The following is a 2,181-nucleotide window of genomic DNA, read 5'->3' as shown; positions in this document are numbered from 1 at the left end:
CGGCCCACACCCACGCAGGGCGCCCACAGAACACCGGGTCACGCGCACCCACCCCCGGCCCACCCCCACGCCGGAGCACCCCGTAAAGCACACCGAGCAGCGCAACCCCGCCCCACCCCACCGCATCGCGGTCATATGTGAAGGCTTCGTACGGGATTCAAGCGGGCATGCTGATCGGGGACCGCGATCCCACCACAGCGGTTAACGTCTGATCCGGGAAGCACCCACATGAGCAGCCCCGGTCCGGGACCCTGACCCCGGACCGGGGCTTATGTGTGGGCGGAGGCCGGGCAGGCCCTACCGCACGCCGAACCCGTACACCGTCTCCGACCGGAACACCTCGCCCGGCTTCAGGGCCGTGCTCGGGAACTCCGGACGGTTCGGGGAGTCCGGGAAGTGCTGGGTCTCCAGCGCGATGCCGTCACCGGGGGTGAAGGGCTCCCCGATGTGGTCCGAGGTGTAGAGCTGCATGCCGGGCTCGGTGGTCGCCACCGTCAGCACCCGGCCCGACGCCGGGTCGTACAGCTCGGCGACCTCCTCGGCGGCCGCCGTCACCCCCTTGTCGAGCACGAAGTTGTCGTCGTACCCGGTGCCCGCCTTCCGCGCCTCACGGAAGTCGAACCGGGTCCCGGAGACGTCGGCGAGCTCACCGCTCGGGATCAGGTCCGCGTCGGACGGGGTGTAGCGGGAGGCCGCCAGCCGCAGCTCGTGCCCGGCCGCGCTGCCGGAGCCGGCGCCGGCCAGGTTCCAGTACGAGTGGTTCGTCAGGTTCACGTGCGTCGGCGCGTCCGTCACCGCCTCGTACGCGATCCCCAGCGCGCCCCGCTCGTCCAGCGTGTACGTCACGGAGACCTCCAGACGGCCCGGGAAGCCCTCCTCGCCGTCCTCGCTGACCAGGGACAGCCGCAGGCCGTGCTCGACCGGGCTCGCGTCCCACACCCGCTTGTCGAAGCCCCGCTCACCGCCGTGCAGCGAGTTCGGCCCGTTGTTCGCGGCGAGCGTGTGGTCGCGCCCCGCCAGGGAGAAGCGGGCGCCCGCGATCCGGTTGGCGTACCGGCCGATCAGGGCGCCCAGGAAGGGTTCCGGGTACCGGAGGTAGCCGTCCAGGTCGGAGAATCCCAGCACCACGTTCCCGGTCCGCCCGTCCCGGTCCGGCACCTCGACGTCCTGCACGATCCCGCCGTAGGACAGGATCCGCACCCGTACGCCCGCCCGTTCCAGGGTCCAGCGGTGCACCGGCGTGCCGTCGGGAAGTGTGCCGAAGAGTTCGTTCATGTGCGGAACAATAAGTCACGGCTGCTTCGCCGTGACCGTCCGGTACGCGATCCCGGCCAGCTCGGCCTGCCCCTCGACGCTGGGATGGAACCAGTCCCAGCGGCTCAGCTCGTCGGTGCCGAAACGGTACTCGTACACCGCGCCACCGTCGAAACGGCAGCGGCGGTCCTTCGCGCAGACCTCCTCCAGCACCTCGTTGTAGTCCTCCACCCGGTTCTGCACCGTCTCGCGCCGCAGCGTCGCCGCCGCGTCCAGCGCGTCCGCGTCGCCCAGCATCGACGGGCAGATGCCCAGCTTCCACACCTGCTTGCCCAGCGGGTTGGTCCGCCCCTGCGACCAGAGCCGCTTCAGGTCCGGCACGCTCGCCACGTACACCTGCGCCTTGGGCAGCGCCTCGCGCAGCGTGCGCATGGCCTCCTGGAAGTCGGCCCGGAAGTCGTCCACAGGCGTCATCGCCGACGTCGTCTCCCGGCAGGCGTCGTTCGCCCCGGCCATCACCGCCACCAGCTCCGGGCTCCGCCGCACCGCCCGCGCCATCTGCTCCGGCAGGTCCGCCATCCGGGCCCCGGTCACCGCGTAGTTCCAGCTCCGCTCCGCCGCACCCGCCCGCCCCAGCAGCCGTACGGCGAGACTGTCGACCTCCTCGCTGCCGCCCGTCGCCCACGACACCTCGGGGCAGTCCGTCAGCACCGCGCACGCGTCGAAGCCGCGCGTGATCGAGTCCCCCACGGCGGCCACCGACCGAGGGCTGGTGTCCCACACGGGCGTGGGCTTCGGGGACGGCCGCTCCTTCTCCGCCGCCGTGCCCGACGGGGCGGGGGAGCCGCCGTCGGCGTCGCAGCCCGCCGCGCCCAGCGCGACGGCCGCCACCACGGCGAGCACGGCCGCCCGTGAACGGCGGGGCGG

Annotated in this window: 2 protein-coding genes; both read right to left on the bottom strand. The window is 72.6% G+C overall.

Annotation, left to right across the window (positions count from 1 at the left end; all coding sequences use genetic code 11):
- Positions 1 to 297 precede the first annotated feature (297 nt).
- Positions 298 to 1,275, bottom strand: a complete 978-nt coding sequence (locus tag B7767_RS10260) for an aldose epimerase family protein (protein ID WP_085571919.1) — start codon at positions 1,273 to 1,275, stop codon at positions 298 to 300.
- Positions 1,276 to 1,290: 15 nt separating this feature from the next.
- Positions 1,291 to 2,181 (bottom strand): SGNH/GDSL hydrolase family protein (locus B7767_RS10255; RefSeq protein WP_256923388.1); only part of this gene is annotated, 891 nt, incomplete at its 5' end.

The sequence above is a fragment of the Streptomyces sp. 13-12-16 genome (assembly GCF_002114215.1).
Lineage (GTDB): Bacteria > Actinomycetota > Actinomycetes > Streptomycetales > Streptomycetaceae > Streptomyces.
The sequence above is the reverse complement of the archived record's forward strand: the minus strand, read 5'-3'. Positions and strand labels throughout refer to the sequence as shown.